This is a genomic window from Colwellia sp. BRX8-4 (assembly GCF_014077345.1).
Lineage (GTDB): Bacteria > Pseudomonadota > Gammaproteobacteria > Enterobacterales > Alteromonadaceae > Colwellia_A.
The window spans coordinates 56,301-82,851 of record NZ_JACGVS010000019.1; the positions used below are offsets into that span (position 1 = coordinate 56,301).

Genomic DNA, 26,551 nt, shown 5'->3' on the forward strand with positions numbered 1-26,551 from the left:
GAAGTGATGCAAACTAACTTGCTAAGCACAGTGACAAGTGTTAAATCTAGTAACATGACAGAAAAAATTAATCATCCTCAGCTTTGTCAGTGGCTTAACGACGTAGCATGCACAAGAGATAAAAAAGCATTCACCGATTTGTTTCAATTTTTTGCACCTAAAATTCAACGAATTGCCCGGGGTAAATTCCCTAATGAAGCTCAAGCTAGCGAAGTGGTTCAAGAGACCATGAGTAATGTTTGGCGCAAAGCCCATTTATTTGATAAAGACAAAGGAGCTGCTACGACTTGGGTTTATACAGTCATGCGAAATGTCACTTTTGACATGTTACGTAAGATTAAGGGCAACAAAGAAGACAACCTCAGTGATGACATTTGGCCATTAGCAGAAAGCCAAGTGAGTGAAGAAGAATCATTTGATGATCATCTTGAAAATAAAGAGCTTTTATCAGTAATTGAAAAATTACCAGAAGCACAACAGCAAGTTGTTAAAGGTTTCTATTTTATGGAAATGTCTCAAGAACAACTAGCGAACCATCTAAATCTACCTCTAGGTACTATAAAATCTCGTTTGCGTTTAGCTTTAGCGAAACTCAAAGTGCAGTTAGGAAAAAATCATGATTAAACATCACCCGAAATTTGAGTTAATACAGTCGTTTGTTAATGGTGATTTACCCGCTTCTTTGTCTGCAGGTATTTCCATTCACGCTAGTATGTGTCCAACTTGCCAACAGAAAATATCACTGTTGACTGACCAAGTAGCAGAATTGAATTTTGATGAGTCAGCTACAAATATCACTCACAGTGGTGGCGATTTAGTTGCTGAAGGTATTCTAGCGATAAATTTTGATGACATGATTAATAGCATCACAGATTCTGATGCGATTGATGTTATGCAACCGGTTGAAAATAAAATTATCAGTTTTAAAGATAAGTCTTATCAATTACCTAGCGTATTGAATAATATGATGTTGGGAAAAACAGCACATATAGGTAAATTAGCAAGAAAACGTGTACAGCTTGATGAAAATGAAATTCATACTAATTTGTTGCACATGGAGCCAAGCGGCTCTGTTCCACAACATACCCACAAAGGTTTTGAGTTAACGTTATTATTAGAAGGTTCTTTTCATGATGAAAAGGGTGAATATGTAAAGGGTGATTTTATTATGCTTGATGGTGAACATCTTCATAATCCAATTTCAAGCAGTGGCTGCCTTTGTTATACTGTAGCTAATGACGCAATGCATTTTACACAGGGCATTAATAAATTGCTGAATCCAATAGGTTCCTTTATCTATTAGGTAAGCAGATGTTCTAACATTTTTAGGGAAAAATATGATTCACTCAGTCGACAAAGAAGATTTACTTATTGGCATTAGTGCTTGTTTGCTTGGCGAGAAAGTTCGCTTTGATGCCAGTAACAAACCTTCGACTTTTTGTATAAAAGAATTTAGTAATCACGTAACGTATAAATCTTTTTGTCCTGAAGTCGCAATAGGTCTACCTATTCCAAGGCCGACAATTCGTTTAATAAAAAAGGACGATGTCATTCATGTATCTCGTCCTGATGGCAGTGGTGATGTTACACAAGCACTTCAGCTTTACGGTGAAAAAGTCGCCAAAGCTACTAAAGATTTAAGTGGGTATATTTTTTGTGCTAAAAGTCCAAGTTGTGGTATGGAAAGGGTTAAAGTTTACAATCCAGGCGGTCACGCGTTACCATCTGACGGCATAGGTGCGTTTGCTAAAGTTATTATGGAAGCTAACCCACTACTGCCTTGTGAAGAAAATGGCCGCTTAAATGATATGGTGCTTCGTGAAAACTTTGTCGCTCGTGTATTTGCTTACAAGCATTGGCAAAATCTCATTGCTACAGGGCTTACTAAACACAAATTAACAACATTTCACAGCAAATATAAGTACACAGTAATGAGTCATGATTTAATTGCTTACAAAGATTTAGGTCGATTGTTAGCGAGAGCGGATATGCCGCTTGCTGATATGGCTGACGAATATATTTTAGGGCTAATGACTGCACTAAAAATAAAAGCGACTCGTAAAAAACACGCAAATACTCTTGCCCATATTCAAGGATATTTTTCACAGCATCTCAAAGCTAATGAACGACAAGAGCTTTGTGATCAGATAGATGCTTATCGTGAAGGACTTGTGCCATTAGTTGTTCCTTTAACGTTAATCAAGCATTACCTATTACAGTACCCTAAAGATTATTTAACAAATCAATCTTATTTAGCACCTTATCCTGATGCACTAAGGTTAAGATATTCATATTAATGCTTCTCAAATTAATTAAGTCATCGGCTTTACAAAATAGAGTATCAGTCAAAGGCCAGATGTTTATTTTATAAAATGTTGTACTATTTATAAAATAAAGCATCAGTCATTGGCTGTTTACCATTAGCAATGATTATAAAATTTGTTAAACGGGCAAAATTACTTTCAGTCAATGATAAAGGAATAAAATTTGTTACTTTGGTTTCGCAATGATCTTAGAAGTCATGATAATCCCGCATTACAGTATTTTTTAAAAAACAATCAAGATAATGCTCCCCTTAAAGCCATTTTTTTCATCTCTGAACAACAATGGCAGCAGCATGATTGGTCTGCTATAAAGATTGATTTTATAAAACGCCATGCCATAGCACTTCGTGAAGAGCTTCTGTCAGCTGGTATTGAATTAGAATTAGTTGACGCCGCTACTTTTGAAGATCAGGTTTCATACTTACAAGCGCGTTGTGAAAAAGAAAATATCAATGAGATTGTTGCCAACAGTGAAGTCGAATTTAATGAACAAAAACGTGATAAAGCTATTGTTGCACTGGGTATAAAGCTCAGTTTATTTGAAGCTGATGTTATTGTGCCTAAGGGAAAAGTTCTTAATTTATCTAACCAGATGTATAAGGTTTTTACTCCTTTTAAACGTGCCTGGTTGACTTATGTTAAGCAACATAGCTTTGATTATTTAGGTAAAATAGAAACTAGTACCGCTAAAGTACCATCAGCAGATACTCTTTCTGATGCAAGTATATCTTCTGGTTGGCCACTTGTTGGTGACATTGAAAAACATGTACTTCCTACTTTCTTTAATGAAAAAATATCTGATTATCACGATCAAAGAGATATCCCTTCCATTAAGGGCACCTCGGGGTTGTCACCTTATTTAGCTGCTGGTGTCATTAGTCCCAGGTATATATTAAGAACTTTAATTAACGCCTACCCAGACATATTAATCGCTTCAGATAGTCAAGAATTTTCATGGTTAAATGAAATCATATGGCGTGAATTTTATAGAAATTTAATGTTTCATGAACAAAGGCTTTCTAAACACCAGTGCTTTAATGAGAAGTACCAAGGCGTTCATTGGCATTATGATAAAGGTTTGTTTGATGCTTGGTGTCAGGGTAAAACAGGATATCCGCTAGTAGATGCCGCCATGAGACAACTCAATCAAACGGGTTGGATGCATAATCGACTTCGTATGGTTGTCGCAAGTTTCTTGACTAAGCATCTATTAATCGACTGGCGTCTTGGTGAAAAGTATTTTATGAGTCAGCTAATCGATGGTGATTTAGCCTCTAATAATGGTGGCTGGCAATGGGCAGCAAGTACCGGTTGTGATGCACAGCCATACTTTAGAATTTTCAACCCGATAAGACAAAGTGAACGTTTTGATCCAAAAGGCATTTTCATCCGTAAGTATTTACCAGAGTTGGGAAGTGTTCCAGATAAAAATATTCACTTTCCGCATTTGTTTATAGAAAAAAACAAAAAAAATATTTACTGGCCACCAGTTGTTGACCATAAAGAAGCTAGGTTAAAAGCTCTCGCTTTCTATAAGGTATAACTGGCTTACTTATAATTTTAGCTAATCAAACTTTCTATGATTAGCTAATGCCATTACGGTAACAGCAATGCAAAATAATGCCCCACAGGATACATCTACCACTTCGCCGTTTTGGTTAAATAATTTTGTTAACGTTTATCAAACTCTTTCTACCGACAATCTAGATCTTCTGTCAAAGATTTATCATCGTGATGTTATTTTTATTGACCCCATCCATGAGCTTAAAGGCTTTGATAATTTATTTGAATATTTTCAAAATTTATATCAAAATCTATCGACTTGTGATTTTGTTATTACTAATATTATTGCTGAAAAAGATCAAGCTGCTATTTATTGGACGATGTCATATCAACACCCCAAGTTGAATAAAGGTAAACTTATCACTGTAATAGGCCACTCCCATATTAAAGGTTATGAAGATAAAGTCATTTACCACCGAGATTACTTAGATCTTGGCTCAATGCTTTATGAACAATTACCTGTTTTAGGTAAGCTAATAAAATTAATTAAGCAAAAGGCGGCAAAGTAATGGCAATTCGTACTGTTTTAATCACAGGCGCCACTTCAGGTATTGGCCACGCTTTATATGAAAAATATTTAGCGCAGGGTGACAATGTTATTGCTTGTGGACGTGATAAAAGTAAATTAGATAAGCTGTGCAGTAAGGCTTTTAAAACATTGGTATTCGATATGACCAAACCTGCCCAGATAGAGTCTGCTGCTGTTGATATCAAAGAAATCGATATCATGATATTAAATGCAGGCGACTGCCGTTACATCGACGATGCTAAGCATTTCGACGGCAAACTATTTAGTGATATTATTGCAACAAATTTATCATCATTAGGTGCTCTTTTAGAATTTTTCTTGCCGCTCACTAACAAAGGTGGGCAGGTGGTATTTGTTAGTTCTAGTGCAACAATCGTCCCTTTTCCAAGAAGTGAAGCATATGGTGCCTCAAAAGCAGGTATGGATTATTTAGCGAATAGTTTACGACTTGATCTGGTGGCTGAAAATATTGGTGTAACATTGGTACATCCTGGGTTTATCAAGACGCCTTTAACAGAAAAAAACACCTTCGATATGCCGTTTCTATTATCTAGTGAAGAAGCCGCTACACGAATTTTTAAAGGTGTTAACCGCCGAGCTAATTATTTGCACTTTCCAAAAAGGCTTACGTTGACCTTAAAGTTATTCTCTTTTTTACCTGCATCTCTTTGGCAATCAATTATTTTAAGGAAATAAAAAGCATGAAGCACATTGCTATTATTGGCTCTGGTATCTCTGGTTTAACCGCGGCTTATTTACTCTCAAAAAAGCACCAAGTAACTGTCTTTGAAAAAAATGACAAAATCGGTGGTCATACCGCCACAGTAGACGTTGAAATCGCCGATGAAACTTTTGCCATAGATACAGGTTTTATTGTTTTTAACAATAAAACTTACCCTAATTACTTGGCTTTATTGTCAGAGATTGGTATTGGTAAACAAGCTACTGAGATGAGTTTTTCTGTTCACAACTGTCAAACAGGACTGGAATACAATGGCCATAACTTAGATACTTTATTTGCGCAAAGAAGAAATATATTTAATCCAAAGTTCTGGTTTCTTGTTAAAGAAATATTACGCTTCAATAAACTTTGTAAAAGTATTTATCAGCACAATGATTATCAGGAAGGGTTAACATTAGGTAAATTTTTAACTGATAATAATTTCAGCGCATTTTTTGCTGAGCATTATATTTTACCCATGGCTGCTGCTATTTGGTCAAGTTCATTAGCGCAAATGGAAGATGTTGAATTTAAGTTTTTTGTACAATTTTTCCATAACCATGGTTTACTTAATATCGCTGACAGGCCTCAATGGTACGTTATACCAAAAGGCTCTAGAAGTTACTTAACGCCATTATGTGCGCCATTTAAAGATAATATAATACTTAATGCTGATATTTCAGGGATTACGCGTAGCAACGACAAAGTTCACTTGCACTTTAACGAGCGCGCTAGTGAGACCTTTGATGAAGTTGTTATTGCCTGTCATTCAGATGAAGCCCTTGCCTTGTTAAATGATGCAACTGATAATGAAAATAGCATCCTATCTGCTATGCCTTACAGTGCCAATTCTGTGATTTTACATACCGATAAAACACTTTTACCTGATCGCGAGAAAGCGTGGGCAAGTTGGAATTACCAGCTCAGTCAAGATCGCTCTAAGGCAGCAAGTGTTACTTACAATATGAATATTTTGCAAGGCATAGAAAGTCAGCATACCTTTTGTGTGACATTAAACCAGAAAGAAGATATTGATCCGAAAAAAATATTAAGAGAATTTACCTATCACCATCCTATTTTTTCTGCTGATTCAATCACCGCTCAAAAAAGCAGATCACTCATTTGTGGTGTCGATCATACGCACTTTGCCGGAGCTTACTGGCATAATGGCTTTCATGAAGATGGTGTTAGAAGTGCTGTAGAAGTGGCTAATAAATTTGAATGTTATATAGCACCTACTGTTAAAGGCTAAAAATGTCTGAATTATTCAACAAAAGCAATATTTATCAAGGTAATATAATTCACCGTCGCTTTAGTCCTAAGGCGCATAGTTTTGATTACTCTTTGTATATGCTCGCGATAGACGTTGATGATGTAGAAAATAATAGTAACAGTATGGGGATTTTTGGTTTTTCGTGGTTTCATCCTTTACGCTTTGTTGAAAAAGATTATGTAAAGGGTGAACTATCCTCTCTTAAGGACCGTATAAAACAGAAAGTTGTTCTATTAGATGGGCACAATGAGATAGCTAAAATTGTCATGCTGGTACAAGTTAGATGTTTTGGTATATATTTTAGCCCAGCTAATTTTTATTTTTGTTATAACGAAAAAAATGAATGTACTCAAATGTTAGCAGAGGTTAGCAATACCCCTTGGAATGAAAGACATTTTTATCTAGTTAATTTACTCAATAAAAAAACAGCTAATACCAGTAAAAAAGAGTTTCAGGTATCACCCTTTATGGATATGGCAATGACATATTTTTGGCATGTAAAGCCACCGTCATCTGAACACGATAAGCTACTGGTTAAAATTGAAAACAAAACAATTAATGAAGAGACAGGCGAAGTAAGTAAATTATTCGATGCCAGTCTTGTTATGAAAAAGAAGCCATTTACTAAGAAAAGTTTGTTGGCAATCTGGTGTCAACTTCCTTTAATGACAGTAAAAGTTGTTTGGGGCATCTACTGGCAAGCAGTAAGGTTGTTCGTTAAGCGGATACCCTTTATTGGCTATCAAAAATCAAATTAATATATAGATTGTAAAATAAGATGAAGGAGTACCAAATGGAACAAATTGAAGGTGTTAGAACTTTGCAGACAGCGAATTGGATAGATAAGCGTTGTCGTGACATGGTTCATTCTGTCTTTTCGAAGTTATCATATGGCCAATTAGAAGTTGTGGAAGGAACAGAGCATAACATTTTCCCTGAAGCACCAGGAAGCTCGCCGCTCAAAGGAAAGATCAATATACATGATATAAGTGTTTACCGTGATTTTGTTAAAGGTGGCAGTATCGGTGTATCCGAAGCCTTTATCGAAGGAAAATGGAGCAGTCCTAATCTTACTAATGTCATTAGAATTTTTGCTAAAGCACAACAAGAAACTGATAGCCTTGAGTCAAAAAAGTCATGGTTAAACAAGTTTAAGAACAGTATAACTCATTGGCAGAATAGAAATACTCAATTAGGTTCAAAGAAAAATATTCTTGCTCATTATGACCTTGGTAACGAATTATATACGCGTTTTCTTGACCCAGAAATGATGTATTCGTCTGCAATTTATCCGAGCAAAAATGCCACATTAGACGAAGCTCAACTCCATAAACTTGAAACGATTTGTCAGCGTTTATCTTTATGTGAGAGTGATCATTTACTAGAAATTGGAACAGGTTGGGGCGGTTTAGCTATATATGCAGCACAAAATTATGGCTGTAAAGTAACGACAACAACTATTTCTGACGCACAATTTAGTTATGCCCAGTCGCGTATTGAAAAGTTAGGATTACAAGATAAGATCACTTTACTCAAACAAGACTATCGCGATTTAACAGGGTCATTTGATAAAGTCGTTTCAATTGAGATGATTGAAGCCGTTGGCTATGAATTTTTACCTAGCTTCTTTAAACAATGTAATGATTTATTGAAAAATGGCGGTAAATTACTCATACAGTCTATCACTATCGCCGACCAACGTTTTGATTACTATAGAAGTAACGTAGACTTTATTCAGCGTTATATTTTTCCAGGTGGTTTTTTACCTTCGGTAAATGTACTCTCAGATAATATTACCAAACATAGTAGTCTTGTTGTTGAACAGCTTGATGATATTGGTCTAGATTATGCGCAAACACTAGCACATTGGCGTGAAAAGTTTTTAGTTTCTTGGTCTGATCTTACTCAATTTGGTTATGATGAGACATTTAAACGTCTATGGTTATATTACTTTGCTTACTGTGAAGGCGCATTTTTAGAGCGTTCCACTAGTGCTGTTCATATAGTTGCGCGTAAATAATAAAGTGTTGCAGGCTTGCCTTATTTCTTAATCTTAATTGAATGGATTAAGTAAAGTGCGGACAGCTTAATTAATAAGTAACCTATTAAACAAAATAGGCAATAATGCCTATTTTGTTGTTATAACATGCCCCAACCAGTCAAATATTAACCGTAATTTCAATATTTATCCTCACATCAACAGCTATATCGTAATACAAAGGTGTAACGGTGCCAATATTACTGTAAATTAGCCTATTGCTTTTACTTTATTGAATCCTTATGACACCAATTCGCTTGACCCAATACTCACACGGCGCCGGTTGTGGCTGCAAGATCTCCCCATCGGTACTTGATGTAATGCTTAAATCTTCACTGGTATTGCCTGAACACAAAGAACTATTGGTGGGTAATAGCACTAAAGATGATGCAGCCGTTTTTGATATAGGCAATGGCCAAGGCGTTATTTCAACTACCGATTTCTTTATGCCGATAGTTGATGATCCCACTGATTTTGGTAAAATCGCAGCGTGTAATGCCATCAGTGATATTTATGCTATGGGTGGTAAGCCGATAATGGCAATTGCTATTTTAGGTTGGCCAGTCAATATTTTAGCGCCTGAAATTGCCCAACAAGTACTTGATGGCGCTAGAGCTATTTGTGCTGAAGCTGGGATCCCTTTAGCGGGTGGACATTCTATTGATGCACCTGAGCCTATTTTTGGATTAGCCGTTACCGGTTTAATCAATAATGAGCAAATAAAACGTAATAATACCGCAGGTGTTGGCGATCTATTGTATCTCACTAAACCGTTAGGTATTGGCATTATGACTACCGCTGAAAAGCAAGGTAAATTATTAGCTGAACATGCACACCTAGCGCCACAAGAAATGAAAGCTTTAAACATAATCGGTCAAAAATTTGCAGCTCTAGAAACTGTTACGGCAATGACAGATGTCACCGGTTTCGCACTTTTAGGACATCTTTTAGAAATGTGTCAGGGTAGCAATGTTGCTGCTATTGTCGATTTTAAGCAAATACCTTGTATTGACTTTGTTAATGATTACATTGACCAAGGTTGTATACCGGGTGGCTGTGAACGTAACTTTACCAGTTATGGGGAACATGTTGGCCCGTTAACCCCTAAACAAAAAACACTTTTATGTGATCCGCAAACTAGCGGTGGTTTACTGGTTGCTGTTCAGCCATCAGGTAAGCTAGCCTTTGAAGCTTTATGCCGAGAAAATGGTCTGAATCTTCAACCTATTGGTGAACTAGTGGCTGCAACTTCGCCTACAGTGAGTTTATTGTAATGATTATAAACACCGCTGCCACAGAGCGACTAGACAGCAGCGATTTTCGCACTATTATTCGCAATAAAATTCCTTTGATGGATGTTCGCGCTCCTATTGAATTTGAAAAAGGCGCTTTTAACCAATCTGTTAACTTTCCGCTAATGAATAATGATGAACGAGCGGAGGTAGGGCTCTGCTACAAAAAAAAGGGACAAGCGGCCGCCATTAACCTTGGCAATGAACTTGTTTGTGGACAAAGTAAAGATAATCGCTTGGCACAATGGCAAAGTTTTGTTCAGCAAAACCCGCAAGGCTATTTATATTGTTTTCGTGGCGGTTTACGCTCTCAAACGGTACAGCGTTGGCTAAAAGAATCAGGTATTAATTATCCTTTGCTTATCGGGGGTTACAAAGCACTTCGTCAATTTTTACTCAACGAGCTAGAGCAACTTGCTCTACATCCATTAACTATCTTAGCTGGTAATACCGGCAGTGGTAAAACGCCTTTTCTTGCTCATTGTAGCAATAGTCTTGATTTAGAGGGGGTTGCAGGTCATCGCGGCTCAAGTTTTGGTGGTTTTGTTACCGCACAACCCAGCCAGATAGACTTTGAAAATAAATTGGCTGAATTATACATTACCGGTAATTATAGTTTAGATAAACCGTTGATCTTAGAGGATGAAGGGCGATTAATTGGTAGCGTACATTTACCTGAAAGTTTGCGACAAGCAATGACATTAGCGCCAATTGTGGTCATTGAAGAAATTTTGGACTACCGTCTTGAACATATATTCCAAGAATATATTATAAAGATGACTGCGCAATATCAAACAGCGTATGGCGTAGAGCAAGGTTTTATCGCCTTTAGTGAATATTTAGCACACGGCTTATTTAAAGTACGTAAACGTTTAGGTACAGAAAGATATGCACAACTACAGATACTTCAAACTAAGGCATTCACTGAACAGCAAAAGGGTCTAACGCACTATCATTTAGATTGGTTAAAGCCATTACTTGAAGAATACTATGATCCTATGTATCAATATCAGTTAGGTCTCAAGGCCGAAAGGGTGATCTTTCGAGGTAACAATGCCCAATGTTTAGCCTTTCTAGAGGGTAAGTAACACACCAAACTAGATCAATAATTTCTACAGCCGCAATGAATGATACTAATAACAAATGCTTCGTATTGAGCGTTCTACATTACAGTCATATTGCGGCATATTCCCTCCCTTAAACGAGCAATTCACCTTAAAGTACGATCACTGAAGATATTTGTTAACAGTGGATTGATGTAAGACCCAGCGAAAATTCAAGTACTCTGACGTTAAATTTTTAAAATTTCATTAAAAACAGCCAATTAATCTATCGCTATTTATTAGCCGTGATTAAAAAATAGCGGTTTATTTACACTCGCTCATCAATTTATAACCTAAAATATAGTTCGTATACTAACTATTATTATAAGTTTTAAAGTATATTTATACCCATATATGTAGCTTATTATATTGATTTAAAATGATTTTATAGACTTACCTTCACTCTAGAACGATAACAGTAACTTGATAATTTCATTCAGAACCGTTAGAATTATAATTAATTGAACGTTCAATTAAAAATAATATTCGAGAAGTCAGTGCCTAAAATTGGAATGAAGCCCTTACGTAAACAACAGTTAATTGATGCTACCTTAGATTCCGTCGCACAATTTGGTTTACAAAACACCACAATAATAACGATCAGTCGGATCGCTGGCTTATCGTCAGGTATTATTAGTCATTACTTTGGTGGCAAGCAGCAATTAGTAGAAGCAACCGTTAAACACTTGCTTGAACAATTGAAGTTAGCGCTACTCGAACGTGTTAGAGGTCAACATCTTGAGCCAGCCGATCGACTTATGATGATTATTGAGGCTAATTTCACTCAATTGCAACGTTCTAAACCCGCAACAAAAACTTGGCTTAGTTTCTGGGCGCAATCAATGCATGAACCAGGATTGGCAAGGCTACAAAATATAAACAGCAAGCGCTTGCACAGCAATCTACTTTTTTCTTTTCGTCAATTATTAAATGACGATTTAGCACTCATCGCCACTAAGCAGGCAGCAGCTATGATAGATGGTTTTTGGTTACGTAGTGCATTAAGCCCAAGTCCTGAAGAAGAGTTCAGGCAAGCCGAGCAATTTTGTAAAAAATTTATAGTCGATCTGCTTAAGCAGTATGGAGAAATATCTTGTCATTAGTATGTTATAAAAACTTTATCGATGGTGCCTACATGGCAAATGATAGCGGCGAAACATTTGAAGTAATTAACCCAGCAACAGGGAAAGTTATCTACAAAGTTGAAGTTGCTGACGAAAAAATTAAACAGCAGGCAATTGCAAGCGCGCAACGTGGATTTGCTACTTGGTCTGCAATGAGCGCAATTGAGCGAAGTCGTATTTTACTTAAAGCGGTTGCCTTATTACGTGAACGTAACGATGAGTTGGCTAAAGTAGAAGTACTTGATACAGGTAAGCCATGGCAAGAAGCCTCAGTAGTCGATGTAGCATCAGGTGCAGACTCGATTGAATTCTTTGCTGGGTTAGCGCCAGGTGTTGAAGGTAATCAACAGTCGGTAGATGGCGATTTTTATTACACGCGTCGCGAGCCATTAGGCATTTGCGCAGGTATCGGTGCTTGGAATTACCCACTACAGATAGCTTGTTGGAAAGCAGCACCAGCGCTTGCCTGTGGTAATTCAATGATTTTTAAACCTTCAGAAGAAACACCTTTAGGCGCTTTAAAACTTGCAGAGATATTTACAGAAGCAGGTATTCCTAATGGCGTATTTAATGTTGTTCAAGGGGCCGGTGAGGTAGGTGCGTGGTTGTCTCATCATACAGAAATTGCCAAAGTGTCTTTTACCGGAGAAGTCGGTACCGGTAAAAAAGTGATGGCAGCAGCCGCTACTACACTTAAAGATGTCACCATGGAGCTTGGTGGTAAGTCGCCATTAATTATTTTTGATGATGCTGATGTCGATAATGCGGTTTCTGCAGCGATGTTAGGTAATTTTTATACTCAAGGCGAAGTTTGTACCAATGGTACACGCGTATTCGTTCAAAAATCTATTTATCCCGTTTTTATTGAAAAGTTACTTCAGCGCACTAGCCAAAATATAATTGCCGGTGACCCTATGGTAGAAGAGACTAACTTTGGTGCACTGATTTCTTTAAAGCATTTAAATCTAGTGATGAAATACATCAAGCTTGGCGTTAGTGAAGGGGCAACCTTATTACATGGCGGGAAAACCCTTCAGCCAGACAATGCACCGGGTGGTTATTTTGTCGCTCCTACTATTTTTACCGACTGTACTGATCAAATGACTATTTGCCGCGAAGAAATTTTTGGGCCAGTGATGTCTGTATTAACATTTGATGACGAAGACGAGGTAATAAAACGCGCAAACTCGACTGACTTTGGTTTAGCCGCAGGTGTGTTTACACAAGATATTACTCGTGCTCACCGAGTGACCCATCAAATGGAAGCAGGAATTTGTTGGATAAATAGTTTTGGTGCTTCTCCGGCTCAAATGCCTGTTGGCGGTTATAAGCAATCTGGCGTTGGCCGTGAAAATGGTCTGGTAACACTCGATTATTACACGCAAATAAAAGCGGTGTATGTTGGGTTACAGCCATTAGACAGCCCGTTTTAATAAAGTTAAAGCTTAGTTAGCGTCCTTAAGCCTTGAATAGTTGCCAAAATTAAATGTTGGCAACCAAAGTAATAAAGTTGAGTGTTAAATGAACAGTGATAATTATGATTACATTATAGTCGGTGCCGGCTCTGCTGGTTGTGTATTAGCGAACCGTCTAAGTGAAGACAGCAACAGTAAAGTCTTGTTACTTGAGACTGGCGGCAGTGACAAAAGCATTTTTATTCAAATGCCTACCGCCTTATCTATTCCGATGAATACCAAGAAATATGCATGGCAGTTTGAAACAGAGCCAGAGCCTAATCTTGATGGCCGACGTATGCATTGCCCTCGTGGTAAAGTATTAGGCGGCTCATCTTCAATCAACGGCATGGTGTATGTTCGTGGACACGCGCGTGATTTTGATGAATGGCAGGAAAACGGCGCCCAAAACTGGGATTACGCTCATTGTTTACCGTATTTCAAAAAAGCAGAAACATGGGCATTTGCCGGTGATGAATATCGTGGAAAAAATGGACCACTGGGCGTTAATAATGGCAACCAGATGAAAAACCCATTATATAAGGCCTTTGTTGATGCAGGTGTTGAGGCCGGATATAGTGCAACCAGTGACTATAATGGTACTCAGCAAGAAGGCTTTGGACCAATGCACATGACGGTAAAAAAAGGGGTGCGCAGTTCAACCGCTAACGCCTATTTACGACCAGCAATGGCACGTGCAAATTTAACCGTGATAACTCATGCTTTAGTACATAAAGTATTACTTAATGGCAAAAAAGCAGTTGGCGTACGTTACGAACGCAACGGAAAAACAGTTGACGTTGCTGCTAATAAAGATGTTGTTTTATCAGCAGGTCCTGTTGGCTCGCCCCACATACTGCAACTATCAGGTATTGGTCCTAAAGCTGTCCTTGAGGATGCCGGTATTGAATTGATACATGATTTACCTGGCGTTGGCGAAAACTTGCAAGATCATCTTGAGTTCTACTTCCAATTTAAATGTAAGCAGCCGATCACCTTAAATGGCAAGTTAGATTGGTGGAGTAAATTGCAGATTGGTGTTCGTTGGATCCTAACAAAGAAAGGATTAGGCTCGACTAATCACTTTGAATCTTGTGGATTTATTCGCTCTAAACCAACCGCAGAATGGCCAGATATTCAATATCACTTTTTACCTGCAGCGATGCGTTATGACGGCAAAGAGGCCTTTGCAGGTCATGGTTTTCAGGTGCATGTTGGTCATAATAAACCAAAAAGTAGAGGTTTTATTAAGGCTTTGTCAAGTGATCCTAAAGCACACCCGCAAATACGCTTTAATTACCTTGAGCACGAAGAAGACCGCGAAGGTTTTCGTGCCTGTGTTCGCCTAACCCGAGACATTATCAATCAAAGCGCATTAGATAAATATCGAGGTGAAGAAATACAGCCAGGCATTGGTATCCAAAGTGATGACGAAATTGACACTTTTGTTCGTCAATTTGTTGAAAGTGCTTACCATCCGTCATGTTCATGCAAAATGGGCACAGATGAATTGTCGGTTGTAGATCCCCAAACCCGAGTACATGGTATTGAAGGGTTAAGGGTTGTTGATTCGTCAATATTTCCAACTATTCCTAACGGTAATTTAAATGCACCAACCATAATGGTCGCTGAACGTGCCGCCGACATTATTCGTGGCCGAGAAGTTTTATCGCCATCAAACGCCCCTGTCAGCTTAGTGCAAAATTAATAGCAATTGCGCACTAAAGCCAAATCTAAAAATTAACTAACGTTAATCGTCAGTACGCGGTTAGATCTTAATTTTCGCCATCAAGATATTTTCATGATGGCGACAATTGAAATCTTCAGCTTAAATTTGCCGTGTACTTTTATAAACCTCAAAGAGGAGTACTACTTGTTTATATTAATTAATACCTTACTCAGGAGACAACTATGACTACATGGTTATCAGCTGGGCTGATATTTACCTTCACCGCCATCGCCTTTGTATTATATCGGTGGGGCAATATTCGCTGTGTCGGTGTAACACCGGTTAAAACATTTACCTTTATTGCTATATTGTTTACCTCTGGGCTAGATGTTGGCTTGATCATGTTTCCGTTAACCGAATTTGCCGGATATGCTGATTTAGCAACCAACCCCGAATATGGATTTACTAACCCGTTGGCCATAGAGTTTGGCTACTGGGCATTTCTTATCTGGGGATTTTACTTTCTAACTTGTTTCTATTTTTGTGTGATTGAACCTCGTGTACGTTTTTTTGAAATTCCACTGGTTAAACTGGTAAATAACGTAGTTATTATTGGTACCTGTGCTTTTACCGCCTATTTATTATTAACCAATTTACCTTGGTATATGCCTGAACTTGGCGATGGTGAATCTATTGTTAGTAGCTTCTATTTGATTGTATTTTTAGTCATAGCTGCAGCGGTTTATTCAAGTACTAATATTCGTTACGTAAAAATATTAAGTTTGGCAACTACTTGGTTATTTTTGGCATTGATTGGTCTAATGTGGGGTGGGGCTTTTCTTTCAGAAACCTCAAGTATTGGTGAGTTTGCCAACACTATCGCGATGATTGGCGGTTACTTTGGTAATATCCACGAATTTGCTTTGCCTCTTAATGATTACCATGAATTTTACCTTTATTGGTGGTTTGCTTGGAGCATTATGATTGGCCAGTTTACTTCTCGGTTTGTTGGAGGTCTTCGTACTTATCAAGTATTGGCAGCGATGTTGGTTTTTCCTTCTATTCCAATCGCCATATGGTTCTCAGTACTGTATTACTACAGTGCAAATGGGCTAGAGACCGCTGGTTTCTATAATATCGCGATGGCATTTGTTGGCATAACCTTCGTTATTAACTCACTTGATTCATTGATCCGTCTCTATACTGATAATTTGAACTTGAGTGTTGCAAGGCTGGGCAGAGTGAAATATTTCTTCGGCAACTTAATTGCTCTTAGTTTACTTACCCTGTTATTTAAATTAGATTTCTTGCAAATCCAATGGGTTGGCGCTGTCGTTATTGGACTCTTTTTTACTTGCTTTGGTTATATCCTGTTTAACAAGTTTAAAGCCGTTAGCGAAATTGAGCGTTCACCGAAAGAAAATAAAATTGATTTTACTAAAATCGAATTAGTCGAATAGCACCGACCATTTTGTATTTGAATACTAAATAAAAAGAGAAACTAAATGAATAAAAGTATTATAGCTATAGCCGCAAGTTGCCTATTAACATTATCTTCTACCGCACTAGCTGATGTGTCTGCAACGGTTAACATAGCCTCTGATTATACCTTTAACGGTGTTAGCCAAACAGGCAACGATCCAGCATTACAAGCGAGTTTGGATTATGCAGATGATAGCGGCTTTTATGCTGGAACTTGGGCGTCAAACGTTGACTTTGGTCGCTATGAAGACACTAACATTGAGTGGGATGCCTATGTTGGTCAATATTTTCAACTTAACGAAAAAATAGGACTAGATGCAGGTATTGCTTACTATACGTACCACGGCGATAACGTGTCAGATACATACAACTATCCTGAAGCTTATGCAAAATTTGGCTACAGTTCATCGATGGGTAATAGTGAAGTAAACTTTTGGTATAGCTGGGATTATTTTGGTCTTGATGTTAATCATTATATTGCTATGGTTGCTCATACGTTTGAAGTTAAACCGGGTCATAATATTAAGGTAAGTTTTGATCGTTCAATATCAGCGAATAAAGATAAATGGTCGTGGAACGCTAAAGATGCTTACAACCATTACCGCGTTGAATATATGACCAATTGGAACGGCTTTGATGTTGATCTTGCTCTTGAAGATACAAATATGAACATTGATTTGGCTGATACCCGTGTCGTGTTATCTGTATCTCATACCTTCAGCTTATAATTGTATTGGATTAAGTAACGTTTATTGTAGGTAGTTCAACGAGCTATCGACTTATTATCTAAGCCTCAGTGGTTATCACTGAGGCTTTTTTTAGTGTTATGGATAAACAGCAACGCTAGTTTTTAGGCTTGGTTATACCCGGTCACCATGACTTTATTAGCTAATTTACCCCTTTAAAAGACGAATACCTGACTAATTAAAAGATTTACTCTTCCTGAAATTGCGCTATCCCTGTATTATCACCCGATAAAATTTACGTTAATTAATGTTTAAAACATTCAGTGATATAAAGAGCGATCATGACTAAACCACAGAAGCCCCAAAGCAATGCTATGCTTAAAAGAGCCCACGAAAATATGCCGTTAGGGGTTGCAGACAGCTACCGTTATTGGGGTGAAGAAAACACCGTATTTTTAAGCAGCATGAAAGGCTGTACCATCACCGATTGTGATCAACAAACGTTTGTTGATTTTCGTTTAGCCTATGGCCCAATTATTCTCGGCTATCGTGACGAACGCGTAGACAATGAAGTGATTAACGCGATCACTAGCGTTGGCACCATTTCGGGTTTCTCTACCGGTCTTGATTCTGATGTGGTTGAATTGGTGAAGTCACTTTGCCCTAATATCGATAAAATGCGCTTTGCTAATTCAGGTACCGAAGCGGTTATTGGCGCAGTGCGCACCGCTCGTGGATTTACAAAACGTAATAAAATAGTCGTGGTTGAAGGTGGCTTTCATGGACTGCATGATGAAGTGATGTGGAAATCTGATGTAGATAACTGGGAAGTCACTGATGAAAACGCGCCTGAAATTATACCTTTTGGCGCAGGTATCCCACAAAGTACGCGTGAACATCAAGTAAGTGTACCGCTTAACGATTTTAAAGCTATCGATACTGTTTTCGCTGAACATGGTCATGATATTGCGGCTATATTGATTGAACCTATCATGGGTAACTGTGGCTCGATTGCCTCAACGCAAGCCTATATGCAAAAGTTGCGTGACACTTGTGATACCAATGGTTCTTTGCTAATTATGGACGAAGTCAAAACGGGTTTTCGTGTTGCCAAGGGCGGAGCACAAGCCTTATATGGTATCTATGCTGATTTAACCACGTATGCAAAAGCTATGGGCAACGGTTACCCGATTGCTGCTTTTGGTGGTAAAGCTAATGTTATGGATGCTATATCATTTGCAAAAGACGGGGTAACTCACGGCGGCACTTATACCGCTAATATGGTGGCACTGAGCGCAGCTAAAGCGACATTAACCGTGCTTAAAGAAACCGATGCACTTGAAACGATTGCGACAGTAGGTCAAAAAATTCAAGCGTTACTCTCAAGAGTATTTACAAAATTTGATATTGAACATTGTTTTGCAGGACCCAATGCAATGTTTGGCGTACATTTTGGTAGTGAAGTACCACAAAATTATCGTGATTGGAAAAAAACGAACAGTGATCTTTATACGCAATTCGCGCTTAACTTAATCGACAATGGCGTTATGTTAGAGCCGGATTCACGTGAACCTTGGTTTATTTGTGAAGCCCACCAAACTGTCGATCTTAAGTGGTTAGAGCAAGTTGCTGAGCAATCAATGAGCGCCGCGATTAACGCGCAGTAACTAGAAGTTTTTTTTCAATTTGTAGACCTACCTTATTATTTAGGTAGCCTAGTAGTAAAAATTTATCGCTATTGATCCGACGTCAATTAGCGATAAATGGACTAAATTTTCATTGCTTAATGCCATGTTAAGCAGTGAAACCTAAAATGGATGTTAATCCTCAATGTTATGCTTTTTATAAAGTGATTTAATAAGTAACAACTATATCAATAGCTTAAAGGTAACGCGTTACTTTTGGTTGAGCGTATTTATATTGGCTTAGCCATGGAGTGGTTAAATATTTAACGATGTTAGTAAAAGCACAAGCACTTTAAAAACATATACGGCTAAGGTACAAAAGCCCTGACTACTAATCAATAGATTCAAAGGACATGAGTAATACTATGAGCATAAAATTCAGCCCACTTTCTAAATATGACGTTAATTATAGAAATGTTATTGAGCTTTATAAAGAGGCTTTTACGACGGTAAGGCTTGTTCCTTCTTGGTTGCTTCGCTTCATATTGAGAAAAGGGAAGGACGGCTTTAGCGTTCTTTATGAAAATAATAACTGGATTGGTTTAATCTATCTTACCGAGTATAAAGATACTGTTTTTGTTCATTTCTTTGCTATCGCGGAGGATCAGCGTTCGTCTGGTTATGGGAGTAAGGTATTAGACGCATTGAAAGAGAAGCATGAAAACAGAATTGTATTAAATATTGAAGAACTTCAAGTACAACAACAAAACTATCCACAACGAGTTAAACGAAAAGCATTTTATTTAAACAATGGCTTTAGTTCTTCTGGTTACCTAGTTAAAGAGCCAGGGGAGGTACTTGAAATGCTAATACATGGTGGCAGTATCTCCAAAGAAGAGATAGAAGCGATCTATAAAAATCTCTTTGGGGGTATTTTGGGTGCACTTTACCGACCTAAAATAATACCCATTAATGAATAATGTCAACCGTGTATCAAAAAAGTCAGTCTCAATGAGGCTAAAATGGCTAGATTAAAAAAGTAACATCGAGAAATACAGCAAGATAACTGCACTTTTGATGAGTACCTTTTCTTGGCAGCGGCAATTATAGGTTTACTGTTACTGTTGCGTTTTTCATAGCCACTTATTAAACCTATACATAACAAACCTACTAATAAGTAGCATTCATTAATTGTAGCGCTTGACTCCATCTCATTGCATTTTACTAATGAGCGGGTTATTGCTGTTATTATACAATTAAGATTTTAGTCTCCAATAATAAGATAGATAAAATGACAAGTAGAAAAATACATAGACTTATAGGTTTAATCCTCATATTACCAATGTTTGGTTGGACAATTACCGGGGTCATATTTTTTATTAAACCCGGTTACAAAGGGGCTTATGAACAATTATCATTAAAAACTTATCCCCTAGAAACACAGTTATTAGTTGATCCACAAGAAAATTGGAGTGAAGTTAAACTCATCAAAACTATTTTAGGGCATCATTTATTGGTTAAATCGCAAGGAAAAACGGAACATTTAGACCCTATTACGCTTCAAGATAAAGGGTTGCCAACTAAGTTAGAATACAAACGCCTTATTGATGATGCGCTTTCAGAAAATAAAGAACGTTATGGCGACATTATTTCTATTGATGGAACAAATGCAAAAACTAGCACAGGTGTTGAAATAAATCTTGATTGGGTAAGCTTAAGATTAAGCCAGAAGGGCGATGATACTAAGTTAATCAACAGACTTTATAAAATTCATTACCTTCAATGGACGCCATTTAAAAATGTAAATTTAGTTTTTGGCGTTTTAGGTTTATTACTATTAGCAACCCTAACCACCTTTGGTATCAGGCTTTACATTAAAAATAGAGAGTAATTGCTTAGTGGAGGTATCGGTATTAACCGATACCATACCCGGTGTTCGCACCAAACCTAGATAGGGATATAAACACTTATTAAATAAAAGGGCGTTAGGTATAGCTTATCTAATGGCAGTTTATCCTGCTGTTTATTTTTACATCAGTAAATAATAAATAATTATGCTTAATTTCAATCATCATATATATTTAATAGGGGTATAACTAAGAAAGGGCACCTAAGTGACTAATAGTGAACAACAATTAGAGTTTATACGTTTATTATCATTAGATTCAGAAACTAATTTCACCAATACAGAGCATTTTTCTTTCGCGATGAAAAAGCTGTCAATGCTTTTGAATAGTCCATTCTTTATTTTTACCGTAGTTTACAAAGATATTCAAAATAAAAAGTCCCATTACAATAGTTACTGTTTGAACACGCAAAATAATGAGCCAAGTGAAGAGCGTGTCGTTGTTAATGTAAATCAAAGCGAATTACCCGACACTATTTGTTTATTAAATCGTCAATTACAAGAAATAAAACAAAGTAAAAGCCAAGTCACTGTTAGTTTCTTAAACAAAACAGATTTTAGCGATTCTCAAGACGATAATTGCTTTGTGTTACCCTTTACTGTGGATGATGAGCTTGTAGGTGTAATTAGCTATCAAGCGAATACGCCTAATACCGTGATTAAAACATCTAGCCCGCTCTATCAATTTATTCATTATGTTTTTTCTGCCGACCATACAAATAGGCAAAAAGGTACACAAATCAACACGCTTCAAACCGTATTGAACCTAATGCCACAGCGTGTTTTTTGGAAAAATAGAGAATCTGTTTATTTAGGAAGTAACAAAGCTTTTTCAAATGATGCCCATCTTAATTCGCCTTCTGACATTGTTGGAGTGACTGATTTTGATATCTTCCCTGAACAAGCAGAGCTGTATAGGTCAGATGACGCTCATACAATGATCTCAAGAGAGCATTTAATCGCTTCAGAAGAACCTCAAACCCATGCTAATGGAAAAACCATCTGGTTACGCACCTCTAAACGACCGATTATTAATGAGTTTAATGAAGTTATTGGTATCGTTGGTACTTACGATGACATTTCTGAATTAAAAAATATGCAGGTCGAGTTAAGTAAAGCTCGAGATGAATTAGAAGAAAAAGTTGAAGAGCGTACGAAAGAACTAAGTCAAACTTACAAAAAATTAGCCGTAGCATTTGAATCATTAAAGTCAACACAAGACCAGCTTGTTGAGTCTGAAAAAATGGCAGCCTTAGGTAATTTAGTTGCCGGTGTTGCCCATGAGATTAATACGCCTCTTGGTATTGCTGTAACGGGGGCTAGTAATTTAGAACATAGCGCGCAACTGATTAAAAAAGCGGTGGAAAGTGGAAAAATTAGAAGAACAGCGTTTGTTAATCAATGTAACAGCTTGATTGGTAGTAGCGATATAATTTTACGTAATTTAGAGCGGGCCTCTGAATTGGTAAGGAATTTTCAGAGGATAGCCGTTGACCAATCAAATGATGAAAAGCGTACAATAAATTTCTTTAAATATTTAAATGATATTATTTCGACATTGTCGTCTCGAGTTAGTGAAAAGAATATAAAAATATTTTTATCAGGAGATGAAACCTTACCCCTTTTAACATCACCAGGTACGATTGCACAAATAGTAACTATTTTAATTGATAACGCCTTAACTCATGCATTTAAAGAAATAATTAATGGTCAAATAAAAATCAGTTTTAAAGTACAAAATGAAATGCTAATGCTGACGGTGAAAGATAATGGTTGTGGTATTGAAGTGGGAAAGATAGAAAAGGTATTTGAACCTTTTTATACAACGCAACGGCAAAAAGGTTCTGGTCTAGGGCTAAGTATTCTCTATAACCTAGTCACTCAAAGTTTGAACGGTAAAGTTACCTGTTTTAGTACGGTTGATGAATCTACACAATTTGTTATCGCATTACCCTTAGATTAATAAACATCTTATATAAACTAAGTGCTGGGGTAATGTATGCTTTGATTTTTCGAGTCGTTTATATGAAAAATCAAAATGACTTATTTGAGTTAGGCTCCATACTAACGGTTACGCCATCCCAAGTGTAAACATATAAGCAATACGAACATGTAAAGCTAATGTTTTTTTGTTACCCTTTAAGCCGATGTCATAGAATTTTAAACAATAAATAGTTAAATGTTTGTGTTCTATATTTTTAACCAATAATTATTTTCCTGTTGAACAGGTATTAATCGCACAGGAGTTTTGATGAAGTATTTTGCATATGGTTCAAACATGTCCCTTATAAGACTTCAACAAAGGGTGCCAAGTGCCCAAAAAATTGACACAGTAAGTCTTAAAAATCATCAGTTGCGTTTTAATATGAGTGGCAAAGATGGATCAGGTAAATGCGACTCTTTTTATACGAATAATAGTGATGACGTGGTCGTAGGCGCTCTTTTTGAGATAGATGAAAATGAGAAACCCATTTTAGATAGAGCCGAAAGTTTAGGGTCTGGGTATAATGAAAAAACAGTATCCGTAATAAATGAACAGGGAAAAACGTTCGAAGCACTAATTTATTGTGCAATTAGAATAGACCCTTCATTAAAACCATATACTTGGTACCTAAATCACGTCATTGTTGGGGCAAAAGAAACAAAGCTATCTACGGATTATCTCGCTATTATCGAATCTGTTGTCTGTATAGAAGATCCAAATAAAGAGAGAGAAACAAAGGAACGGGCAATGTATAGTTCACACACTATTCAAAAAGACTGTGCCTGAGGAATTCAGCGATTTATAAAGGCATAAAATGGCATTTAAGCAAACAATAAGATTATTTGAGTTAGATTGGTTAATAGTCTTAAGTAAGCATTAAAAAGAGGTTAAAGCGTAACACCGTTCAGGACATGGGTTTGGGTAATATATAAAATCAAACTCTATGTAAATCTGCAATCCATGTATACCTTGAGGAATTAGGTGAATATTGAAGTGTTTATATTTGATAATCCGTATTGGGTACATACATACCGCCGTTTTTAGCGTTTTTACCTTGTTTTTTTGACTGATATAAATAATTATCGGCACACTTTAAAAGATTATAGAAATTAAAGCCGCTGCTAATATCATGCAATGCAAATCCTGAAGAAACAGTTACTGAGATATTGTTTTTCTCAAAAATAATATCAAGCTTATCTATTGATGCATTTACACGTTCACTTAAATTACCTAACTCTGTTAAGGAAATATTTTCGCATAATAAAACGAACTCATCGCCTCCCCATCTAACGAGAACGTCACTGCTACGCAATTGATTTGAAAGTGTCGTCGCTATAGCTTTTAAAACTTCATCACCTGCGGCGTGTCCATAGTTATCGTTAATCGGTTTTAAGTTATCACAATCTACCATTACTACACCGACAGACTCTTTGGTAGTGCTATCACGTCGTTCAAATCTAGACTTAAGCCCTGGTAAGTAATCATCTAAGTAATTTCTAACGTAGCAACCTGTTAAATTATCGCGCATTGAATAGCTGATTTTTTCTAGCATCATTTTATTTCTATTTTTCCAAAGTAATAGCATAACGAATGATAAAACACTTATTAGTATTATGATGAAGATAAAGAGTTGATTATATTTTTCACTTTTTTGTATAGCTATTTGATTTAAAAGTTTTTCGTTTTCAAGAGATGCAAATTTTTTATCTATTGCTATATTTTTATCCATTTCATAGAGCATATCGACAAACGCTTTAGCTTGATTAGAGTTTTGAAATTCAACATAAGCCAAGAGATGAATCAAAGTGTTCTTGTCATCATTTAAACTCTTGTAAATTTTCGCTAGTAAATAGTTGAGTTCAGAAACCTCTGTTTTATGGCCTAATTCTATTGCTATTTTAAGTGACTCCTTTGCATGAGCTAACGCTAGAGTAAAATTTTTCTGGGTAAAATAAAATGAGGCAATACTTTGATTTGTTATTTGGCTAAGACGAACATCTTGATTATTAACCGCTAAGGAAAGCGATTGTAATAGCAATTCTTCAGCTTTGTTAGCTCTTGCCATTCTTGCGTAAGTTAATCCTTCTAGCCGCTCTAAATAACCAATGCTTTCATAAATAGACTTAGCTCTATTAATTAATTTGAGGATATCTTGATTATTGCTATTGGGTTGATTAATTTTAACACCTGATAAATAGAGTATGGTTAAATGTTCGAGCTTATTATCTCCCAGAGAGGCAGCTTTTTCCAAAGACTTATTAAGACGCAACTCTGCTAAATCATATAATTGCAATTCAGCATAAATCAAACCTAAGTTAAGCAGTGCTCTAACTTCCATTTTTTTGCCATTATGCTCAACAGCGAAAGCATTTAGCTGATTAGTATACTCAATGGCTTTAGCATACTGACCTATCAGTAAGTATGCTCGACTTACTTTGTACAGAGCACTGTTGGTATACTTATTATAAGAAGTGTTATTAAATGCTTGAATAGAATCAGCTAAATATTCTTGTCCCTTAGCCTTATTGCCAGCGTTAATATTAAGGACAGCTAAATTTGCAAAAACAGCGGGTTTGAGAAATGTATAGTCTGAGTTGTTAATTTGTGTGAGCAAGGTGGAAATAAAAGCGTTATGTTGATCGCCTTGAAGGTGTATTAGGTTTTGTAATTTTAAATAGTTATTTATTACCTCATTATCATCGTGCTCACTTTCTGCAGAAGCCAAAAAGGGGAACAAAACAACCATAAATAATATTTTAAATACCCATCGATAAGCCAACATGATACCCGTAAAAAAATTTTTTTTAAGTTTAACATGGTTCTAAAAAAAACGGCATATAAAAAAGAAAGAGGACCAGTAGGCCTTAGATAAGACTCGACAATGATAAACGTTTCAATACTCTTGCAACAAAAAAAACTCTAGTTGTTAATATTTATAGATTACCCGGTTTGTAATTATCAGAATAGCTACATGCCAATGTTGAAGTATATTCGCATTACATCAACAAGCATAAGTAGGGGAAAGCAAACCACTTATTATCTTGTTTCTGATAAGAGTTAATATCATTTAATAATGGTATTTAATGAAAATATTTTTTACCGCAAGCGTTAGACAAAGTTACATATGCACATACTTTAAGATATTGTAGACATAATCAAAGGCTCTAAAAATAAGGCTTTTCATTATTTAATGTAGTTAAAGTTTAGCGAAGCACTTCAGCATCAAGTATTAACGCCTGAGTTGAGCCAGTAAAGATTTCTGGCCTTTATCTTGATGTTAGTAAGACAGCAATATTTAATGGCATTATTCGCGACGTAACATTACGGAGAGAATTTGAATAGTCGATGGCAAAAAGATATCTGTTAGATGCCGCCATTAAAAGTTGATAATTATTACAGTTAGAAAAATCGAAGTTACCCCACCTGATCACACACAAAATTTATAGCTTATTTACTATATTTTAAACAATAATTATTTTTACTGTTCTTTTATACAGTTAGTGGTGTTTTCCTTTCTTTTGCCGAAATACCGAAAGATTCGGTGTTGCACCTTTTGAAATATTTAATAATAATAAAATGTTAATGTTTTTATTATGTTGTAAAGTATGATAATTGTAACTGTAAATAAACAAAGAATGCTAAGTGTGGTCTACTGCTTAGTTTTTCGGTCTAATAAGCTGTTGAACTAAACCGCTTCGCGGGGAGTGCCAACTCCCTGACATATCACTGCATTTCAACCACACTTAACTTGCTACTCAACCTTTTTTGGAGGCAAGTT

General features: G+C 36.7%; 22 protein-coding genes. 21 read left to right on the top strand and 1 reads right to left on the bottom strand.

What is annotated here, in order from left to right:
* Positions 1 to 54 precede the first annotated feature (54 nt).
* From H4J56_RS15245 to H4J56_RS15345, 21 genes are all read left to right on the top strand, one after another.
* On the top strand, positions 55 to 624 hold the full coding sequence (locus H4J56_RS15245) for a sigma-70 family RNA polymerase sigma factor (protein ID WP_404842644.1): 570 nt from the start codon (positions 55 to 57) through the stop codon (positions 622 to 624).
* Complete coding sequence (locus tag H4J56_RS15250) at positions 617 to 1,303, top strand: ChrR family anti-sigma-E factor (RefSeq protein ID WP_182217285.1); 687 nt, start codon at positions 617 to 619, stop codon at positions 1,301 to 1,303. Before H4J56_RS15245 ends, H4J56_RS15250 begins: the two co-directional genes overlap by 8 nt.
* Positions 1,304 to 1,337: 34 nt before the next feature.
* Positions 1,338 to 2,297, top strand: coding sequence for a DUF523 and DUF1722 domain-containing protein (locus tag H4J56_RS15255; RefSeq protein ID WP_182217283.1), 960 nt, complete (start codon positions 1,338 to 1,340; stop codon positions 2,295 to 2,297).
* 190 nt (positions 2,298 to 2,487) lie between these two features.
* The gene (gene phrB, locus H4J56_RS15260) at positions 2,488 to 3,867 is read left to right on the top strand and encodes a deoxyribodipyrimidine photo-lyase (RefSeq protein WP_182242599.1); all 1,380 of its coding nucleotides are present in this window, start codon (positions 2,488 to 2,490) and stop codon (positions 3,865 to 3,867) included.
* A gap of 67 nt (positions 3,868 to 3,934) precedes the next feature.
* A complete protein-coding gene (locus H4J56_RS15265) occupies positions 3,935 to 4,396 on the top strand; it encodes a nuclear transport factor 2 family protein (protein ID WP_182217280.1) in 462 nt (153 codons plus the stop codon).
* Positions 4,396 to 5,112, top strand: a complete 717-nt coding sequence (locus tag H4J56_RS15270) for an SDR family NAD(P)-dependent oxidoreductase (RefSeq protein ID WP_182217278.1) — start codon at positions 4,396 to 4,398, stop codon at positions 5,110 to 5,112. Before H4J56_RS15265 ends, H4J56_RS15270 begins: the two co-directional genes overlap by 1 nt.
* A 5-nt stretch (positions 5,113 to 5,117) precedes the next feature.
* Positions 5,118 to 6,389, top strand: a complete 1,272-nt coding sequence (locus H4J56_RS15275; RefSeq protein WP_182217276.1) for an NAD(P)/FAD-dependent oxidoreductase — start codon at positions 5,118 to 5,120, stop codon at positions 6,387 to 6,389.
* 2 nt (positions 6,390 to 6,391) lie between these two features.
* The gene (locus H4J56_RS15280; RefSeq protein ID WP_182217275.1) at positions 6,392 to 7,168 is read left to right on the top strand and encodes a DUF1365 domain-containing protein; all 777 of its coding nucleotides are present in this window, start codon (positions 6,392 to 6,394) and stop codon (positions 7,166 to 7,168) included.
* A gap of 35 nt (positions 7,169 to 7,203) precedes the next feature.
* Complete coding sequence (locus tag H4J56_RS15285) at positions 7,204 to 8,430, top strand: cyclopropane-fatty-acyl-phospholipid synthase family protein (protein WP_182217273.1); 1,227 nt, start codon at positions 7,204 to 7,206, stop codon at positions 8,428 to 8,430.
* 260 nt (positions 8,431 to 8,690) lie between these two features.
* Positions 8,691 to 9,722, top strand: coding sequence for a selenide, water dikinase SelD (gene selD / locus H4J56_RS15290; RefSeq protein WP_182217272.1), 1,032 nt, complete (start codon positions 8,691 to 8,693; stop codon positions 9,720 to 9,722).
* Complete coding sequence (gene mnmH / locus H4J56_RS15295; protein WP_182259559.1) at positions 9,722 to 10,828, top strand: tRNA 2-selenouridine(34) synthase MnmH; 1,107 nt, start codon at positions 9,722 to 9,724, stop codon at positions 10,826 to 10,828. The genes selD and mnmH overlap by 1 nt, the downstream gene beginning before the upstream one ends.
* Positions 10,829 to 11,340: 512 nt before the next feature.
* Positions 11,341 to 11,946: a transcriptional regulator BetI gene (gene betI, locus H4J56_RS15300; protein ID WP_182217268.1), complete on the top strand. Its 606-nt coding sequence runs from the start codon at positions 11,341 to 11,343 to the stop codon at positions 11,944 to 11,946.
* Positions 11,937 to 13,400: a betaine-aldehyde dehydrogenase gene (betB, locus tag H4J56_RS15305; RefSeq protein WP_182217266.1), complete on the top strand. Its 1,464-nt coding sequence runs from the start codon at positions 11,937 to 11,939 to the stop codon at positions 13,398 to 13,400. The genes betI and betB overlap by 10 nt, the downstream gene beginning before the upstream one ends.
* Positions 13,401 to 13,488: 88 nt before the next feature.
* The gene (gene betA, locus H4J56_RS15310; protein WP_182217264.1) at positions 13,489 to 15,129 is read left to right on the top strand and encodes a choline dehydrogenase; all 1,641 of its coding nucleotides are present in this window, start codon (positions 13,489 to 13,491) and stop codon (positions 15,127 to 15,129) included.
* Positions 15,130 to 15,332: 203 nt separating this feature from the next.
* Positions 15,333 to 16,550, top strand: a complete 1,218-nt coding sequence (locus tag H4J56_RS15315) for a BCCT family transporter (RefSeq protein ID WP_182217262.1) — start codon at positions 15,333 to 15,335, stop codon at positions 16,548 to 16,550.
* A gap of 45 nt (positions 16,551 to 16,595) precedes the next feature.
* Entirely contained in the window at positions 16,596 to 17,300 is a 705-nt protein-coding gene (locus H4J56_RS15320; protein ID WP_182252009.1) for a TorF family putative porin, read from the top strand.
* A gap of 299 nt (positions 17,301 to 17,599) precedes the next feature.
* Positions 17,600 to 18,925 carry an aspartate aminotransferase family protein gene (locus tag H4J56_RS15325; RefSeq protein WP_182259560.1) on the top strand — a complete coding sequence of 442 codons (1,326 nt, stop codon included), beginning with the start codon at positions 17,600 to 17,602 and terminating at the stop codon, positions 18,923 to 18,925.
* 383 nt (positions 18,926 to 19,308) lie between these two features.
* A complete protein-coding gene (locus H4J56_RS15330; protein ID WP_182259561.1) occupies positions 19,309 to 19,863 on the top strand; it encodes a GNAT family N-acetyltransferase in 555 nt (184 codons plus the stop codon).
* Positions 19,864 to 20,174: 311 nt separating this feature from the next.
* On the top strand, positions 20,175 to 20,774 hold the full coding sequence (locus H4J56_RS15335) for a hypothetical protein (protein ID WP_182259562.1): 600 nt from the start codon (positions 20,175 to 20,177) through the stop codon (positions 20,772 to 20,774).
* 223 nt (positions 20,775 to 20,997) lie between these two features.
* Positions 20,998 to 22,752: an ATP-binding protein gene (locus H4J56_RS15340; protein ID WP_182259563.1), complete on the top strand. Its 1,755-nt coding sequence runs from the start codon at positions 20,998 to 21,000 to the stop codon at positions 22,750 to 22,752.
* Positions 22,753 to 23,040: 288 nt separating this feature from the next.
* The gene (locus tag H4J56_RS15345) at positions 23,041 to 23,559 is read left to right on the top strand and encodes a gamma-glutamylcyclotransferase family protein (protein WP_182222676.1); all 519 of its coding nucleotides are present in this window, start codon (positions 23,041 to 23,043) and stop codon (positions 23,557 to 23,559) included.
* 211 nt (positions 23,560 to 23,770) lie between these two features.
* Here the strand turns inward: H4J56_RS15345 and H4J56_RS15350 are convergent, their stop codons facing one another.
* A complete protein-coding gene (locus tag H4J56_RS15350) occupies positions 23,771 to 25,498 on the bottom strand; it encodes a tetratricopeptide repeat-containing diguanylate cyclase (RefSeq protein ID WP_182259564.1) in 1,728 nt (575 codons plus the stop codon).
* Positions 25,499 to 26,551: the final 1,053 nt, after the last annotated feature.

Bases quoted from the DNA above. Each gene is read 5' to 3' on its own strand.
- H4J56_RS15245 (WP_404842644.1), top strand. From the start codon at position 55: ATGACAGAAAAAATTAATCATCCTCAGCTTTGTCAGTGGCTTAACGAC.
- H4J56_RS15330 (WP_182259561.1), top strand. From the start codon at position 19,309: ATGAGCATAAAATTCAGCCCACTTTCTAAATATGACGTTAATTATAGA.
- H4J56_RS15285 (WP_182217273.1), top strand. From the start codon at position 7,204: ATGGAACAAATTGAAGGTGTTAGAACTTTGCAGACAGCGAATTGGATA.
- selD (WP_182217272.1), top strand. From the start codon at position 8,691: ATGACACCAATTCGCTTGACCCAATACTCACACGGCGCCGGTTGTGGC.
- H4J56_RS15315 (WP_182217262.1), top strand. From the start codon at position 15,333: ATGACTACATGGTTATCAGCTGGGCTGATATTTACCTTCACCGCCATC.
- H4J56_RS15345 (WP_182222676.1), top strand. From the start codon at position 23,041: ATGAAGTATTTTGCATATGGTTCAAACATGTCCCTTATAAGACTTCAA.
- H4J56_RS15335 (WP_182259562.1), top strand. From the start codon at position 20,175: ATGACAAGTAGAAAAATACATAGACTTATAGGTTTAATCCTCATATTA.
- H4J56_RS15280 (WP_182217275.1), top strand. From the start codon at position 6,392: ATGTCTGAATTATTCAACAAAAGCAATATTTATCAAGGTAATATAATT.
- H4J56_RS15270 (WP_182217278.1), top strand. From the start codon at position 4,396: ATGGCAATTCGTACTGTTTTAATCACAGGCGCCACTTCAGGTATTGGC.
- H4J56_RS15275 (WP_182217276.1), top strand. From the start codon at position 5,118: ATGAAGCACATTGCTATTATTGGCTCTGGTATCTCTGGTTTAACCGCG.
- mnmH (WP_182259559.1), top strand. From the start codon at position 9,722: ATGATTATAAACACCGCTGCCACAGAGCGACTAGACAGCAGCGATTTT.
- H4J56_RS15320 (WP_182252009.1), top strand. From the start codon at position 16,596: ATGAATAAAAGTATTATAGCTATAGCCGCAAGTTGCCTATTAACATTA.
- H4J56_RS15250 (WP_182217285.1), top strand. From the start codon at position 617: ATGATTAAACATCACCCGAAATTTGAGTTAATACAGTCGTTTGTTAAT.
- H4J56_RS15325 (WP_182259560.1), top strand. From the start codon at position 17,600: ATGACTAAACCACAGAAGCCCCAAAGCAATGCTATGCTTAAAAGAGCC.
- H4J56_RS15255 (WP_182217283.1), top strand. From the start codon at position 1,338: ATGATTCACTCAGTCGACAAAGAAGATTTACTTATTGGCATTAGTGCT.
- betA (WP_182217264.1), top strand. From the start codon at position 13,489: ATGAACAGTGATAATTATGATTACATTATAGTCGGTGCCGGCTCTGCT.
- H4J56_RS15265 (WP_182217280.1), top strand. From the start codon at position 3,935: ATGCAAAATAATGCCCCACAGGATACATCTACCACTTCGCCGTTTTGG.